The sequence below is a fragment of the Kribbella sp. NPDC050241 genome (assembly GCF_044459685.1).
In the GTDB taxonomy this organism is placed as follows: Bacteria; Actinomycetota; Actinomycetes; order Propionibacteriales; family Kribbellaceae; genus Kribbella.
In genome coordinates, this window is sequence record NZ_JBITJE010000023.1 from 22,441 (window position 1) to 37,235 (window position 14,795).

Genomic DNA, 14,795 nt, shown 5'->3' on the forward strand with positions numbered 1-14,795 from the left:
CCCCTGCGATCCCCCTTGCTCTCGCCCGGGTACAGGTCCCTCGCATGGCCCCGCTGTCGTGCCTCCGTGCAATCCCCCGCTGTTAGAGCGCCCCGCTTCAGCCCTGCCCCCGTGCAGGACCTACGTCCCCCGTGATCCCTACGGTTGTGCGCCGCCAGTTGCCTCCCGAGTGGAGGGTTGGCGGTTGCGTGAGGACCTTGGCGCCTGGTCCCCGGTTCCCCGATGTGTTGGCCGCACCCCCGGTGCGGTGTCGCGATGTTGCGTCACTTGCTGGTGGTCGATCACCGCCCCTGAACGGCATCGACGGGGCCAGCGGGTGACGGCTGGGCTTCCCCCAGAAGCCCTGCTGCATGGTGAACGAGCCGGGAGCAAGAAGGTGACGGGTCAGGCGTGACGAAGTAGGGAACGAGTTGCATCCCAGCCCTCGAGGCCCGGATCCAGTCGCGCAATGTCAGCACTCGATCGCAGACGGTGCCATCCAGGTCCGATCCCGACAGCATGCCTGCGGGGCTTCACCGCCTCGAGCTCAGCTAGAGGCGTGTCGAACGTCGGAGCGGCAGTCGAGACCCAATCAGCAGCTGGCAGACGTACGCCGATCGCCGCGAGCGTCCCGTCCTCGGAGGGAGTGACGGCGATGTCCGCGGTGCTCAGCGAGCGGAAGAGCTTGCCGATCAGCAGACCGGGCAGATCAGGTACGTCGTGGCTCACGGCGACAACCGCGGCAGCCGGACCGGCGAGTTCCACCGCATCGAGTACGGGTCGCGCGGCGTCGACGGCGTACACCGGTGTGCCGGGCCAGGTCAGCGCACTCACCGACTCCAGCGCGGACTCGTCAGCGCCGACCACCGCTACGGCAACGTCCACCCGGTCCAGCGCGGCCAGGACCTCGTAGGTGTCCTCAGCCAACGCCAAGCGCCACGCCTCGGCGTCACGGCCGGGCGGGGCCCAACTACCAGTGGCAGGTACGACGAGAACCACCACACGCCGGTCGGTCATGCGGATGCGCTCACGTCGTCGTACTGGGACCGGGCGGCGTTGACCTCGGTCATGTGGGTCTCGGCCCAGCCCTTGATCGAGGCGATGAGCGGCATCAGCGTCTCGCCGAGCGTCGTGAGTTCGTAGTCGACGCGGACCGGTACAGACGGGGTCACCGAGCGGCTGAGCAGACCGTCACGTTCCAGCGAGCGGAGCGTCTGCGTGAGCATCTTCTGACTGACGCCGGCGATGCGACGAGACAGGTCCGAGTACCGCAGCGGGCCGTCAGCCAGAGCGGACAGGATGAGCGTGACCCACTTGTCGCTGATGCGGTCCAGCAGTTGCCGCGCCGGGCAGGTCGCCAGGAACGCGTCGTACTCGCGGGCGGCTTGTTCGCGGAGCTGAGCGGCGGTGCGGGTCGGCATGGCTCTCCTCGTCGTGCGATACGCACTACGACGTGCGTACTTCCCGGCAGAGAGTAACTCTCCGAAAGTGGTGTTCGCCAACGAAAAACGCAGCACCACAAGGAGACAGACGATATGCGCGCATTGGTCGCCCTCCGGCTCGACGGGCCGGACGCACTCGAGCTGATCGAGACCCCGGTACCGGAACCGGGCCACGGTCAGGTCCGGATCAAAGTGGCCGCCGCCGCGGTCAACCCGGTCGACGTCGTGGTCAGCGGCGGCGGAGCGGTTCAGTACGGCGTCACCGCGGCCCGGGAACAGTTCGGCCTCGGGTGGGACGTCGCCGGCACGATCGACGCGGCGGGACCGGCGGTCGACCTGGTTGAAGGCACGCCGGTGATCGGACTGGCTGACCTGCTTGGCCGGCCACTCAAGACACATGCGGAGTACGTCGTACTCAACGCCGACGCGGTCGCGCCGGCTCCGAGGAATCTGGATCTGACGGCGGCGTCGACGATCGCATTGAACGCGCTGACCGCGCTGCAGGCCTTGAAAGCCGTTCAACTTACTCTCGGTCAGTTCGTGCTCATCACCGGTGCGGCGGGCGGGGTCGGTGGGTACGCCGTCGAGATCGCAAAGCACTTTGGGCTAACGGTTGTCGCCAGCGCTGCTGCGGAGGACGAGGATCTGGTACGACGCCTTGGCGCAGATCACTTTGTGTCGCGGACGGAGGATCTGACTGCCGCGGTGCATGCGATCGTTCCGGCCGGTGTTGACTGTCTGGTGGATGCCGCGGTCATCGGCGTCGGGGCGCAGGAGGCGGTCCGCAATGGTGGTCAGCATGCGCACGTCCAGGCTGGCCCGACGCCGCCGCATCTCCGCAACATCACGGTGCATCAGATCTTTGTCCACGCGAATCGCGCAGAGCTGACGGAGCTCGTGGTCTTGGCCGAAGCCGGCGCGATCACGACCCGGGTAGCGGACACCTATCCGCTGCAAGAGGCGGCACAGGCTTACAAGCGGCTCGCCAACGGAGGCGTCCGAGGCAGGCTCGTCCTCATCCCCTAGGCAGCGAGCCGTTCCCTAAGGCAGCGAGGCGTTCCCTAAGGCAGCGAACCGTTCAGCCCTTGATGGCTTGGTGGAGTCGGAGTGCGACCTGGATGTCCAGGGCGCGCTCCGGCGCCTGCCATCCATCGGCCAGCAAAGCCCCGATCCGGTCCAGGCGCTGCTGCACTGTGTTCGGGTGGATGTGCAACGCGGTGGCGGCTCGTGTCGGGCTCTGGCCTGCCGCGAAGTACGCCCGGAGCGTCCCGATCAGGTCGGTACCGCGCTGGGCGTCGTACTCAAGTACGGCGCCCAGGACGTGCTGCACATGGGCCTGTACGTCGACGTCCGCCGCACCGACCAAGCCGGCGACACCAAGGTCGTCCGGAGTCGCAGACTCACCAATGCGGCCGAGCCGCAGCATCGTCCCCACCAGACGGACCGCCTGCCGATGCGAGTCGACCAAGGGCTCGCCCCAAGCCGCCGGACCAGTCACCCCGATCGTGGCGCCGGTGCGCTTCGCGACCTCAGCCAACTCCCGCGCAGCAGCCGTAGCGTCCGCACGGGAGAACAGCAGCACCAAGTCACCACCGTAAGGACCAGACAGCACGAGCTTGTCCTCCAACGGCGCCGACAGCCGAGCGCGTACGGCGGCCTGGTCGCCACGACAAACAGCCACCACCAGACGGTCGTGCCGGCGATTCGGCGCAAGCAACCGGAGTCGGTCGGTCAGCGTCCTCGGGTCGGCGGCACCACTGAGTACATCAGCCAGCAGATCAGCTTGAGCACGCTGCGACTGCTCCGCGGCCTGCCGACGGAACAGCAGAACGAGCGCAGTGACAACAGCGGCCCGCTCCACGATCCGCTGGTCCGCGCCAGAGAGCTCTTCGACGCCGCCGATCACCAGCGCACCGAGCCGCTCCCCTTTCGCCGTTGCCGCAACAACCCAGCAGTCACCGACCCTGGTCAACCGCCCGGACTCGGACTCCTGCCACCGCACCACAGCACCGCGCGTGTCACCGGCCACAGCCAACTCATTGCCCACGGCATCGACCAGCACGACCCACACGTCCAGCAGCTCGGCCAGCGCAGCGGCGATCGCATCCACATCGCCACCAGACAACACGATCCCGGCGAACCGGTCGTGCGCCGCGGCAGCATGCTCGGTGCCGGCGTGGGCGGCAGACAGCTGATCCAGAGCGGCAGCAGTCTCGGCCGCCGCCCGTACCTGCACGATGGTCACAGCCGCCAGCGCCGCCAGCGACCCCAGCAACGACACCTCGTCCTGGCTGAACGGTCGCCGCGTCCGGTTGGAAGCGAACAGCACCCCGACGAACGCTCCGTCGACGACGAGCGGCGTACCGCAGATGGCTACCAGTCCCTCCTCTCCGACCGCGTGGTCGATCGAAGAGGTGTGCCGGAAGCGCCGGTCCGACGGGTAGTCGGCAGTCCAGTAGGGCTTGTACGTTTTGGCGACCAGACCGCCGAGTCCGGCGCCCAGAGGAAGCCGGACCTGCTGGAAGGCCGCCGACACGGACCCGTCGGTCGCCCGCATGTACGTGTCGCCGCGGGCGTCGTCGTACAAGGTCAGATAGGCGACGTCCGCACCGAGGAGGGTGCGCGCACGGTGCACGATGGTGTCGAGTACGCCGCCCGGGTCGCGGGCCGACGCGAGTTCGCGGGCGACGTCGACCAGGGCGGACAGTTCGGCCTCACGCTTCTTGCTGGCGTCGATGCCGGCCCGGATCCGCAGAGCGAGGTCGCGTGCCACCGCGTCCTCGCCAGCAGCCCGGGCCAACTCGCTCCCGGACGCATCCTCGGCCAACAGCCGCAGAAGCTCCTCCATCTTCGCGATCATGCCACCTCCGGCTGCCGCACGGGTCCTGTCGAGGATGGTCCCGAAGGAAGGGAAGAGTTGGAGTGGGGATCAGAGGGCGGTCAGGTCCCGACGACGGGTTTCGGAGTACGACGTGACCGCGACGATCGAGATGACCGCGCACACCGCGACGTACACGGCGATCGCGTAGCCGGAGTCGTACGCCTTCAGCAGTGCCACCGCGATGAACGGCGCCAGACCGCCCGCGATGATCGACGCCAACTGATAGCCCACCGACACACCGGAGTACCGGACCCGAGTGCCGAACAGCTCGGTGAAGAAGGATGCCTGCGGCCCATACATCGCACCGTGCAACACCAGCCCGACAGTCACCGCCAGCGTCGCCAGAGCGAAGTTCTTGGTATCAACCATCGCCACGAACAAGAACCCCCAGACACCAACCCCGACCGCACCGATCAGGTACACCGGCTTGCGGCCGACACGGTCGGACAGCGCACCCCACATCGGGATGGCGAAGAAGTGCACGGCGGCACCGATGAGTACGGCGTTCAGCGCGAAGGACTTGTCCATCCCCAGGTGTTCCTTGGCGTACGTCGCGATCACGATCGTGAAGATGTAGTAGCTGACGTTCTCCGCCATCCGGGCGCCCATCGCGGTCAGCACCTCGCGCGGGTAGCGGGTGAGCACCTCGATCAGCGGCAGCTTGTCCTCCGGCTGCTGCTTGGCCTGCGCCTCCTTGAACACCGGCGACTCCTCGATCCGCAGCCGCACCCACAGTCCGACGAGCACCAGTACGGCGGACAGCAGGAACGGAATGCGCCAGCCCCAGGAGTCGAAGGCAGCGTCCGACTGGAACGCCGCCAGCCCGGCCAGTACGCCGTTCGCGATCAACTGACCCGCCGGCGCACCCGCCTGCGGCCAGGAGGCCCAGAAGCCACGTCGCGCGGGGTCGCCGTGCTCAGAGACGATCAGTACGGCGCCGCCCCACTCACCACCGAGTGCGAAGCCCTGGATGAGCCGCAGCACGGTCAGCAGGACCGGAGCGAGCGCACCGACCTGTGCGTACGTCGGCAGCAGGCCGATGGCGAAGGTGGCGAGGCCCATCATCAACAGCGACAGCACCAGCAGGTTCTTGCGACCCAAGCGGTCGCCGTAGTGGCCGAACACCACTCCGCCGATCGGGCGGGCGAAGAACCCGACGGCGAAGGTGGCGAAGCTCAGCAGCGTGCCGGTGAGTTCCTCACCCTTGGGGAAGAACAGATCGCCGAACACCACCGAGGCGGCAACGCCGTAGAGGAAGAAGTCGTACCACTCGACGGTGGTGCCGACGAGACTCGCGCCGACCACCCGGGCGATCGGCGTCCGGGTGCGGACCGGTTCTGTTGCTGTCATGGCGGGCTCCAACACTGCTAGTGGGCGGTCCAGAACACTGCTAGTGGGCAGTCCAGCCGCCGTCGAGTACGAATGAGCTCCCCGTGATGGAGGCGGAGGCCGGACCGCACAGCAGCGCGACCAGCTCCGCCACTTCGGCCGGCTCGATCAGGCGCTTCACCGCGACCGGCTCGAGCATGACCTTCTCCAGCACCTCTGCCTCGGACAGTCCGTGGGTCGCCGCCTGGTCCGCGAGCTGCGCGGTGACGAGCGGCGTACGCACATAGGCCGGGTTCACACAGTTGCTGGTGACCCCGTGGGCCGCACCTTCCAGTGCGACGACCTTGCTGAGTCCTTCCAGTCCGTGCTTGGCAGCGACGTACGCCGCCTTGAACGGGCTGGCCCGGAGTCCGTGCACCGAGCTGATGTTGACGACCCGTCCCCAGCCGGCGCCGTACATGTGCGGGAGGGTCTGGCGGATCAGACGGAACGGCGACTCGAGCATGAGCCGCAGGATGTAGCTGAACCGCTCCGGTGGAAACTGCTCGACCGGAGCGACCTGCTGGACCCCGGCATTGTTGATCAGGATGTCCACGTCCGTCGGGAGATCGGCCAGACGGTCCAGATCAGCCAGATCGGCCACCACGGGCTCCACACCGTCAAGGGCATCGAGCCCATCCGGGTCGTGGTCGACAGCGATAACGTGTACGCCGTCGGCCGCGAGCCGCCGTGCACAGGCGGCGCCGATGCCGGACGCGGCTCCGGTGATCAGGGCTCGACGGGTCTCCATGGCCGATGACTGTAGGAATCCGCCCTCGGCCGCACTATGGGATCGGGCCACACAACATTGCCGAGCGATGTGGATTCAGGCGCTACTTGTCCACAGTCACGTCTATCAAACCTGCCGACAGTGATAGATCGAACTATCGTGGAAGCATGGTCGATATCGAACAGCCGAAGAAGAAGGCCGCCGGCGTTCCGGCGGTGCTGTCGTCGTTCAAGTTCGGCTTCCGCGAGATGGGCCCGGCCCGGACCGGCAAGGTCTTCCTGAAGATGAACCAGGACGGCGGCTTCGACTGTCCGTCCTGCGCCTGGCCGGATCCCGACCACAAACGCAAGCACGCGGCCGAGTTCTGCGAGAACGGCGCCAAGGCGGTCGCATGGGAGGCGACCCGCAAGCGGGTGTCGCGCAGCTTCTTCGCCGAGCACTCGATCGACGAGCTGAACGAGATCTCCGAGTTCGATCTCGGCAAGCTCGGCCGGATCACCGAGCCGATGCTGCTCCGGGCCAACGCCACGCACTACGAGCCGATCGGCTGGGAGGAGGCGTTCCATGTGGTCGCGCGCCATCTGAAGGCCCTCGTCGACCCGAACGACGCCGTCTTCTACACCTCCGGCCGGACCAGCAACGAGGCCGCGTTCCTCTACCAGCTTCTGGTCCGTGCCTACGGCACCAACAACCTCCCCGACTGCTCGAACATGTGCCACGAGTCGTCCGGTACGGCGCTGTCCCGGGTGATCGGCAGCGGCAAGGGCGCGGTCACGCTCGAGATGCTCGAAGAGGCCGAGCTGATCGTCGTCGTCGGCCAGAACCCGGGCACCAACGCACCGCGGATGCTCAGCCACCTGGAGATCGCCAAGCGCAACGGCGGGTCGATCGTCTCGGTGAACCCGCTGCCCGAGCCCGGTCTGATGAACTTCAAGAACCCGCAGCGTCCCAGCGGCTGGGTCGGCAAGGGTACGACGCTGGCCGACCAGCACCTGCAGATCCGCCTCGGCGGCGACCAGGCACTGTTCCTTGCCGTCGGCCACCTTCTCGTCGAGGCCGAGGCGGCCAACCCCGGCACGGTGCTGGACAAGTCCTTCATCGACAGCCACACCAGCGGCTTCGAGCTGTACGCCAAGCACAACGCCGAGCTCGACTGGGCCGCGGTCGAACAGGCCACCGGCCTGCGTCGCGCCGAGATCGAGGAGTTCACCCAGCGGTTCATCGCCTCCAAGGCGACGGTGATCTGCTGGGCGATGGGCCTGACCCAGCAGCGTGAGGCGGTCGCCACGATCAGCGAGATCGTCAACGTGCTGCTCCTGCAGGGAAACATCGGCAAGCCCGGCGCGGGACCGTGCCCGGTGCGCGGGCACTCGAACGTCCAGGGCGACCGCAGCATGGGCATCTGGGAGAAGATGCCGGACACGTTCCTGGACAAGCTCGACGCCGAGTTCTCGTTCACCTCGCCGCGCGAGCACGGCATCGACGCGGCCGACACAGTGAAGCGGCTGCGGGAGGGGTCGGTCCGCGTCTTCTTCGCGATGGGCGGCAACTTCGCGTCTGCGACACCCGACACCGAGGTCGTCCACCGCGGCCTGCGGCACTGCGATCTGACCGTGCACGTGTCCACGAAGCTGAACCGGTCCCACACCGTCACCGGGCGCGAGGCGCTGATCCTGCCCACGCTCGGCCGGACCGACCACGACCACACCGCGGCCGGCCCGCAGTCGGTGACCGTGGAGGACTCACAGGGCGCCGTACACCTGTCCACCGGGAACCTGATCCCGCCAGGTCCGGAGCTGAAGTCGGAGATCGGCATCGTCGCCGGGCTGGCGGAGGCCCTGGTTCCTGAGGTCGGGCAGATCCCGTGGCGGGACTTCGCCGACGACTACAGCCTGATCAGGCAACGGATCGGCCGGGTCGCGGACGGGTACGAGGACTTCGAGACGCGATTGCGAGCCAACGAGGGCGGCTTCCTGCTGGCCCATGCCGCGCGCGACCGGCGAGAGTTCCACACCTCTGACGCGAAGGCGCAGTTCACCGCGAACGACCTGAGTTGGTTGCCGACGGCACCGGGTCGACTGTTGCTGCAGACGCTACGCAGCCACGACCAGTTCAACACCACGATCTACGGGCTGGAGGACCGCTACCGCGGCGTGGACGGCACCCGTGAGGTGGTCTTCGTGAACCCGGACGACCTGGCCGAGCTGGGCCTGGAGGACGGCGCGTACGTCGACATCATCAGCGAGTTCCAGGGGGTCGAGCGGCGGGCCAACGGGTTCCGTCTCGTCTCCTACCCGACCGCGCGAGGCTGCGTGGCGGCGTACTACCCGGAGACCAACGTGCTGATGGCCGCCGACGACGTGGCCAAGGGCAGCAACACCCCGGTCGCCAAGGGCCTCACGGTGCGGCTGGAGCCAGCCTCCTCCTGAACCAAGGCTGCAGCACAGCCAGTACGGCGGCCACCGCGGCGCTGGACAGCCAAAGCCCCTCGGGACCGGCGGACTCGAGAAGCTGCGTCACCGTCAGCGGCGCGATGGCGGTCGCGATGCCCCAGCTCAGGCCGAACACGGCCAGATACCGGCCGCGGGCGTGGTCAGGCGCGAGCCCGGACGCCTGCGTGAGGTAGCGGGTGAGCAGGAACAGGTCACCCACGCTCCAGAGCACCGTGGCGAGCAGGAAGACGGTGAGAGTCTGCGCGAAGGCGCAGACGACGAGTCCAGCAGCGAGCAGGAGGTAGCCGACCGCGATCGATCGGAAATCGTCGAGCTTCTGCACGCGGAGCAGGCGCTGGGCGACGATCAGAGTCACCGCCGACACGGCGAGGATGAAGCCGGTGCCGGACTCCGGCAGTCCTTGCTCGAGGAGGGTGAGCGGCACTCCGATCACCAACTGCATGTAGATCGTGGCGAAGACCGTGCCGCTGACCAGCAGCAACACCAGCCGGCGATCCCGCCACACCGCCACCGCAGTCGCCGGCGTATGTTCCCGCCGTACGTCGGCCGGAAGCGCAAGCGCGACGAGTACGGCGCACGACAGGCAGGTGATCGCGTCGGCGACGAAGAGCCACCGCAGATCCCAGTGACTGACCGCCGCCGCAAGCAGACCGGCGAGGACTCCAGCCGCGGCCATCGCCGCGCCGAGCAGCCCGTAAGCCGCTGGGCGGTCGGACGGATCAGTCACGTCAGCGATCGTCGCCTGACTGGGTGGTTCATAGATCTCGAAGGCCAGGCCCAGCAGGATCGCGGCCAGTACGGCGGACCAGAGCGTGCTACTGAGCGCGATCCACAGCTGAGCGACGGCGCATCCGGTCAGGCCGAGCACGATCGTGCGACGGCGACCGAGGCGGTCTGCCAACTGCCCGCCGAGCAACCGGGACGGGATGGTGGCGGCGCCGAAGACGGCCAGGATCAGCCCGGTCTCGCCGAGCGACGCACCGAACTCGACCGTGAGCACCACGCCCAGGAACGGCATCGTGAACGCGCCGATCCGGTTGACCGCCCGAGCCACCACCAGGATCCAGACCGCGCGGGACAACCCACGCCAGGGCGCGGTCAGGGTCGCAGCAACGCTCATCGCGGACTCCATGACTATCTAAGTGGATATGATCGGTCACGCAACCCTGAGCCTACGGAGCGATCTCGTGACTGGTCAAGTGTCGTTTGATAGTCATACCCGGAACGTGCTGGCGGCGTCCGTCGAGTACGTGAACCGGCTGACGCCCGGATTCTCCGGCGGTACGGCGTTCCCCGGGCCGGCTGATGCCGCACAGGCAGTCGCCGACGCGTTGGTCGCGATCGGCTATCCGCAGCCTTCCGTCCGGCAGGACGATGCGCGACGGCTCACCGAGTTGGCCGGACGGATGCGGATCGTCTTCGAGTCGGCGCACTCGGGCGATCTCGACCGGGCCGCTGACGAGGTGAACGCGCTGCTGCTGGACACCAACGCGCGACCGCAACTGGACAGAAGAGACAAAGGCTGGAGCCTGCACTTCCACGGTCTGGACGACGGTCTGGTCAACGGCTGGGCAGCCGGCTGCGCCGCCGGTCTCGCACTCGCGCTGGGCAGCGACCTGGCCGGCCGCCTCGGAGTCTGTGCGGCCCCACAGTGCGATCGCGTCTTCGTCGACGTCTCCCGCAACGGCCAACGCCGCTTCTGCTCACCGCAGTGCCAGAGCCGGGTGAAAGCCGCCGCCCACCGAGCCCGCCAAGGCTCGCCTATCAGTTGACAGTGAGCGTCGGGTTGGCCGGATCCTCGTTGTCCACGACGATCTGTGCACGGGACCGCGGCTGGACCTGGTCGACGTACATCCGCTCGCCCGGGATGTACCTGGTGCGGTAGCGCTCCTGATCCCAGTGACGTACCTGCGGCCGCCACCCGGGCCGAGCGGGACCAGGAGCTGGCTGCGGACCCGCAGGACGTCGGCCAACTCGTCCGCGAGCGTCGTCTTCCCCGCCGCGGAGCATCCGTCGATCGCGACGCGCACCGGATGCGGGCGCTCGACGGTCAGGACGATCTCGGCCAGTTCGGTCAGATCCTCGGTGCGCACGACGCCATCTTTACGCGCCAACGGACGACGCCCCACCCACTTGCCGGGTGGGGCGTCGTACCGCCTGGATCAGCCGACCGGGGTCAGTTCGCGCTCCTCCTCCGGGGCCGCAGGCGGCTGGCTCGCGTGCTTGGAGGGCTTGCGGCGCAGCCACTTCGGCGCCCACCAGTTCGCGTCGCCGAGCAGGATCATCACGCTCGGCAGGACGACCGCCCGGATGATCGTGGCGTCGAGCAGGATCGCGACGGCCAGGCCGACGCCGAGCTGCTTCATGTCGAGCGTGCTCAGCGTCGCGAAGACCGCGAACACCCCGATCATGACGGCCGCCGCGCTGGTGACCACACCGGCCGATCCGGTGATGCCGTCGGCCACAGCCTTCTTCGTCGGTACGCCGCGCAGTACCGCCTCACGAATCCGGCTGACGACGAACACGTGGTAGTCCATCGACAGACCGAACAGCACCACGAAGAGGAACAGCGGCAACCAGGACACGACCGCACCGTTCGAGCGGAAGTCGAGGATCCCCTCGGCCCAGGTGTTCTGGAAGACCGCGGTCACCACGCCGTACGCCGCGGCCGCACTCAGCAGATTCAGCCCGATCGCGGTGACTGCGACCACCACGGACCGGAACGTCACCATCATCACGATCATCGTCAGCAGCAGCACGAATCCGATCACGAGCGGCAGCTTCGCCCGGGTGTGTGCCGCGTAGTCGACGTCCGCGGCGACGAACCCGCCGACGGCGTACTCGGCTCCCGGCACCTTGCCGACCGTCTCCGGCATCAGTTCCTTGCGCAGCTTGGTCAGCGAGTCACGCGCCTCCTGGCTACCGCCCTCGTACGGTGTGGCGACCTCGAGCGTGGTCACGGTTCCGTCCTTCGAGACCCGCGGCTCCTCCAGACCGTCCTGCGCGAACAGCTTGTCGTCCTGCGTGCGCTTCACCAGGTCGGCCAGTGCGGCCTTGACCGCGGGCGCCTGGTTGGCCGGCGCACGGACGGCGACCTCGTGGCTCGTCCCGGTGCTCGGGAAGGCCGCGGTGAGCCGGTCGTACGCCTTCATCACCGCGGTGTCGCGCGGCAGATCCTCGGTGCCGGGGAACTTCAGCGTCATCCCCAGCGCCGGCGACGCGACCGCGAGCAGTGCGACGACGGCGATCATCAGCGTGGCGACCGGGTGCTTGAGCGCCGGCTTCAGCACGGCCGGCCAGAACCGCGGCTTGGCCTTGCTCGCGGTCAACCGCCACACCAGCGGGATCCGCGGCCGGTCCACCCAGCGACCGAGCTTCGCCAGTACGGCGGGCAGCACGGTCAGCGAACCGACGACGGCCACCGCGACGACCAGGATCGAGCCGACCGCGAACGACGAGAACACCGCGTCCCGGGCCAGGAACAACCCGGCCATCGAGATGATGACCGCCGTACCGGAGACGACGACGGCGTGGCCTGACGTCGCTGCCGCGATCTCGACCGCGTCGACGTGCCCGCGGCCCTTCGCGCGTTCCTCACGTTCGCGACGCAGGTAGAAGAGTGAGTAGTCGACGCCGACCGCCATACCGATCAGCAGGATGACGCTGTTCACCGCGTCGACGGCCGGGATCAGCTGGGATGCGGCCGCGGACAGGCCGATCGCCGCCGCGACGGCTGACAGCGCGAGCAGAAGCGGTACGGACGCCGCGATCAGTGCGCCGAACGCGATCAAGAGGATCGCGAGTGTCACCGGCAGGCTGAAGATCTCGGCGCGCTTGAAGTCCTTGCCGAGCGTCTCGTTCAGCGCCTTGTCGATCGACAGTCCGCCGACCTCTTCGATCCGCAGCGTCGGGTACTGCTGCTGGATCTGGGCGGTGGTGTCCTGCAGCGGCTGGACCCGGTTGTCCCCGTCGCCGTCCTTCAGGGTCACCTGGACGATCAGCGCGTCCTTCTTCGGCGACGGCATCGGCTGAGCGACCTCCGCGACCCCACCGAGGGCGCGCATCCGCTGGATCACCACGCCGGCGGCCTTGGTCGCCTCCGCCTGGTCGAGCGTTCCGGACGGCGAGGTGATCAGCACGCTCTCCACGTCCGGGTCGGCGAAGTTGCCGGACTTGACGATGTTGTCGGCCCGGGTCACCTCGCCGATGTCGCCCTCGTTCTCGGACTCCTTGGTCCCGGTCATCGAGCCGACGGCGAAACAGGCGATCACGACGACCACCCACATCGCCATCGCCCGCCACGGATGGGTGGCGCTCCATCGCGCCGCCCGGACCGTGATCTGTCCCCTGGCCATAACTTCCCTGCCCCTCTGCGCCCCCTCAGGCGCCCCGCACCAGCGCTCCCTGGCGTGGGCACTGGCTACAGGTCAAAAGCCTGGCTGGGACAGGGGGGTCACCACTATGGAGGAAGCCACCGAGTGCACCCTGAAGCCAGCCCCACCCCGGCCCCTGAGTGGCTCTCGGGGGCTGTCGGGGCGTGATCGGACGGGTGCGGGCCGCAGTCAGAATTCGTCGAGATTGAGCGAGGACGCGGCCGAAACACCCTCCAGATACCCCTCCGCACGCTCAGCCTTGGGGTAACGGTGGACGAGCTCCCAGAAGGCCGCGTTGTGGGCCGGTTCGACCAGATGGGCGAGCTCGTGGATGAGGACGTAGTCGACCACCCAGGCGGGCATCGCCTGCAGCCGGGTGGACAAACGGATCGATCTGTCCGCCGGAGTGCAGGATCCCCACCGTCTGTTTTGGTTCGAAACCCACCTCACAGACGCAGGTTCGGGCACTTCTGGAAGATGCCGACACGCGAGTTCGTGTGCTCTGGACAACAATTTTTCGTCCGACACGCGAGATCGGCTGCGCTGCTTCTCCAGCCGCGCCAGCATGGTCTCGACCCAGCGTGCCTCCTCCGCGGCGGACAGCCGGTCGGGCATCAGCACGACCACACGCTCCCCGTCCCGGTAGGCGCTGACGGTCCGCTTGCGCCGCTTGCTGCGGCGGATGTCGACGTACGGCGGGATCGGGCCAGGGGTCGAGCGCGGTGGAGAGTCGGCCATGGGTCAAAACGTACCCCCAGAATCCGACAAGTTTCTTCTGTCCACATCCTGTGCATCAGCGTTTCCGCAGGTCAGACGCCAGATCTTGGGCCGGCCGATTCCGGTTGTTCACACCCTGTTCCCCCGCCCGTCCACAGCCCCCGGCGGCGCGTCCCACAGGTTGCACACAGAGTTATCCACAGGCGTGGACAACCGGGGCTTGCCTGCGCGGCGCCCGCCTCCTAGCGTCATGGTCAACAGGCTCCCGGACCGCCTCCGGGGCCGTTCGGAGGGGAAGCCGAGCGGTTCCGAAGGCGGACCACCGGGAGCCTGTTCTGGTGCTGCCAGACGGCTTGGAAAAGGCTTTCCTCGGGGCTTCTGAGCGGCACGCGGTCCGGCAGGTGCGCTTGAGCCTGCTCCCGCCTGCCGTAGGGTGAATCCCGACTGGGCCGAACGGCCTACGGCAGGACGGTCTGCCGTTAGCATCCACGACGGCCTGGGGCGAGAGCCCCGGCTGGTATTCAGAGCAAGGAGAGGGCCCTCATGGCAGAGACCTGGAGCGGCGAGTTCTACTGCGTCAAGTGCAAGGCCAAGCGCACCGCCGACGGCGAGGTCAAGGTCAACGACAAGGGCACGCGCATGGCCAAGGCCAAGTGCCCCGAGTGCGGTACGAACCTGAACCGGATCCTCGGCAAGGCCTGACGCACCAAGTCGTAGGGGCGGGGGGGGGGGGGGCCCCCCGGGGGGGCCCCCCCCCCCCCCCCCCCCGGGGGGGGCCCCCCCCCCCCCGGTTGGGGGTGGGACACCCCCCCCACCCCCGCGGGCGGCGCCCGCCCCGCCCCCCCCACCCCC

At 68.1% G+C, this 14,795-nt stretch carries 12 protein-coding genes; 4 read left to right on the forward strand and 8 right to left on the reverse strand.

The genetic code is table 11. From position 1 onward, the window contains the following. Positions 1–384: 384 nt before the first annotated feature. Positions 385–996 (reverse strand): DUF2064 domain-containing protein, encoded by a 612-nt coding sequence (locus tag ACIBG5_RS43290; RefSeq protein WP_396397933.1) that lies wholly within the window; start codon positions 994–996, stop codon positions 385–387. Further along, complete coding sequence (locus ACIBG5_RS43295; protein WP_396397934.1) at positions 993–1,400, reverse strand: winged helix-turn-helix transcriptional regulator; 408 nt, start codon at positions 1,398–1,400, stop codon at positions 993–995. The genes ACIBG5_RS43290 and ACIBG5_RS43295 overlap by 4 nt, the downstream gene beginning before the upstream one ends. A 114-nt stretch (positions 1,401–1,514) precedes the next feature. Here ACIBG5_RS43295 and ACIBG5_RS43300 point away from each other — a divergent pair, with 114 nt between their 5' ends. Further along, positions 1,515–2,447 (forward strand): NADP-dependent oxidoreductase, encoded by a 933-nt coding sequence (locus tag ACIBG5_RS43300; RefSeq protein WP_396397935.1) that lies wholly within the window; start codon positions 1,515–1,517, stop codon positions 2,445–2,447. A gap of 52 nt (positions 2,448–2,499) precedes the next feature. On the opposite strand, the gene ACIBG5_RS43305 is transcribed toward ACIBG5_RS43300, so the two are convergent. From ACIBG5_RS43305 to ACIBG5_RS43315, 3 genes are all read right to left on the reverse strand, one after another. Then, on the reverse strand, positions 2,500–4,281 hold the full coding sequence (locus ACIBG5_RS43305; RefSeq protein WP_396397936.1) for a helix-turn-helix domain-containing protein: 1,782 nt from the start codon (positions 4,279–4,281) through the stop codon (positions 2,500–2,502). 69 nt (positions 4,282–4,350) lie between these two features. Further along, a complete protein-coding gene (locus ACIBG5_RS43310) occupies positions 4,351–5,652 on the reverse strand; it encodes an MFS transporter (protein WP_396397937.1) in 1,302 nt (433 codons plus the stop codon). A gap of 40 nt (positions 5,653–5,692) precedes the next feature. Next, positions 5,693–6,421, reverse strand: a complete 729-nt coding sequence (locus tag ACIBG5_RS43315; protein ID WP_396397938.1) for a 3-hydroxybutyrate dehydrogenase — start codon at positions 6,419–6,421, stop codon at positions 5,693–5,695. Between the two features lie 146 nt (positions 6,422–6,567). Between ACIBG5_RS43315 and ACIBG5_RS43320 the strand changes: the two genes are divergently transcribed. After that, positions 6,568–8,829, forward strand: coding sequence for an FdhF/YdeP family oxidoreductase (locus ACIBG5_RS43320; RefSeq protein ID WP_396397939.1), 2,262 nt, complete (start codon positions 6,568–6,570; stop codon positions 8,827–8,829). On the opposite strand, the gene ACIBG5_RS43325 is transcribed toward ACIBG5_RS43320, so the two are convergent. Beyond that, entirely contained in the window at positions 8,798–9,973 is a 1,176-nt protein-coding gene (locus tag ACIBG5_RS43325) for an MFS transporter (protein WP_396397940.1), read from the reverse strand. The genes ACIBG5_RS43320 and ACIBG5_RS43325 overlap by 32 nt on opposite strands. 67 nt (positions 9,974–10,040) lie before the next feature. Between ACIBG5_RS43325 and ACIBG5_RS43330 the strand changes: the two genes are divergently transcribed. Further along, a complete protein-coding gene (locus tag ACIBG5_RS43330; RefSeq protein ID WP_396397941.1) occupies positions 10,041–10,625 on the forward strand; it encodes a CGNR zinc finger domain-containing protein in 585 nt (194 codons plus the stop codon). Positions 10,626–11,015: 390 nt separating this feature from the next. On the opposite strand, the gene ACIBG5_RS43335 is transcribed toward ACIBG5_RS43330, so the two are convergent. After that, complete coding sequence (locus ACIBG5_RS43335; protein ID WP_396397942.1) at positions 11,016–13,208, reverse strand: MMPL family transporter; 2,193 nt, start codon at positions 13,206–13,208, stop codon at positions 11,016–11,018. Between the two features lie 207 nt (positions 13,209–13,415). Continuing rightward, entirely contained in the window at positions 13,416–13,841 is a 426-nt protein-coding gene (locus ACIBG5_RS43340) for a M48 family metallopeptidase (protein WP_396397945.1), read from the reverse strand. 645 nt (positions 13,842–14,486) lie between these two features. Between ACIBG5_RS43340 and ACIBG5_RS43345 the strand changes: the two genes are divergently transcribed. Then, positions 14,487–14,645 carry a DUF5679 domain-containing protein gene (locus ACIBG5_RS43345; protein ID WP_012922897.1) on the forward strand — a complete coding sequence of 53 codons (159 nt, stop codon included), beginning with the start codon at positions 14,487–14,489 and terminating at the stop codon, positions 14,643–14,645. The last annotated feature ends 150 nt before the right edge of the window (positions 14,646–14,795 follow it).

What these genes read in the sequence shown, in the direction of transcription:
- ACIBG5_RS43290 (WP_396397933.1), bottom strand. Translation starts at nt 996, where the DNA reads ATGACCGACCGGCGTGTGGTGGTTCTCGTCGTACCTGCCACTGGTAGT.
- ACIBG5_RS43295 (WP_396397934.1), bottom strand. Translation starts at nt 1,400, where the DNA reads ATGCCGACCCGCACCGCCGCTCAGCTCCGCGAACAAGCCGCCCGCGAG.
- ACIBG5_RS43300 (WP_396397935.1), top strand. Translation starts at nt 1,515, where the DNA reads ATGCGCGCATTGGTCGCCCTCCGGCTCGACGGGCCGGACGCACTCGAG.
- ACIBG5_RS43305 (WP_396397936.1), bottom strand. Translation starts at nt 4,281, where the DNA reads ATGATCGCGAAGATGGAGGAGCTTCTGCGGCTGTTGGCCGAGGATGCG.
- ACIBG5_RS43310 (WP_396397937.1), bottom strand. Translation starts at nt 5,652, where the DNA reads ATGACAGCAACAGAACCGGTCCGCACCCGGACGCCGATCGCCCGGGTG.
- ACIBG5_RS43315 (WP_396397938.1), bottom strand. Translation starts at nt 6,421, where the DNA reads ATGGAGACCCGTCGAGCCCTGATCACCGGAGCCGCGTCCGGCATCGGC.
- ACIBG5_RS43320 (WP_396397939.1), top strand. Translation starts at nt 6,568, where the DNA reads ATGGTCGATATCGAACAGCCGAAGAAGAAGGCCGCCGGCGTTCCGGCG.
- ACIBG5_RS43325 (WP_396397940.1), bottom strand. Translation starts at nt 9,973, where the DNA reads ATGAGCGTTGCTGCGACCCTGACCGCGCCCTGGCGTGGGTTGTCCCGC.
- ACIBG5_RS43335 (WP_396397942.1), bottom strand. Translation starts at nt 13,208, where the DNA reads ATGGCCAGGGGACAGATCACGGTCCGGGCGGCGCGATGGAGCGCCACC.
- ACIBG5_RS43340 (WP_396397945.1), bottom strand. Translation starts at nt 13,841, where the DNA reads ATGCCCGACCGGCTGTCCGCCGCGGAGGAGGCACGCTGGGTCGAGACC.
- ACIBG5_RS43345 (WP_012922897.1), top strand. Translation starts at nt 14,487, where the DNA reads ATGGCAGAGACCTGGAGCGGCGAGTTCTACTGCGTCAAGTGCAAGGCC.